Here is a 254-nt window from a genome sequence, read left to right as displayed (position 1 = left end):
ATGCTGGATGAGGAGATCAACCGAGCCGTCCGGGTTGGCCTTGAGGCTGTCGCGCGGGCTCAATGAATAGCGGTTGATCGGGTTGTCGACGAAAAAGTAGTCCGCGTCATACATCGTCAGCGACCAGAAGCCGTTGACGGGCGGCAGCTCGCCGGCCGGGAAACGCATCACGTAGGTCGAGGCGCCGGTCAGCCGACGGCCCGCGGCATCAACCATGGCCACCGGGTAGACTGCGTCCTGCGGCAAGTTGCAGC

General features: G+C 63.8%; 1 protein-coding gene. It reads right to left on the bottom strand.

Features of this window, described 5'->3' with window-relative positions; genetic code table 11:
• The coding region (locus RVY79_RS20630; protein WP_317466467.1) for a DUF1214 domain-containing protein at positions 1–254 on the bottom strand (254 nt) is incomplete at both ends.

This window comes from Chromohalobacter sp. HP20-39 (assembly GCF_033052815.1).
Classification (GTDB): Bacteria; Pseudomonadota; Gammaproteobacteria; order Pseudomonadales; family Halomonadaceae; genus Chromohalobacter.
Note: the sequence above shows the minus strand (reverse complement) of the source record. Positions and strands in the feature narration are given on the sequence as shown.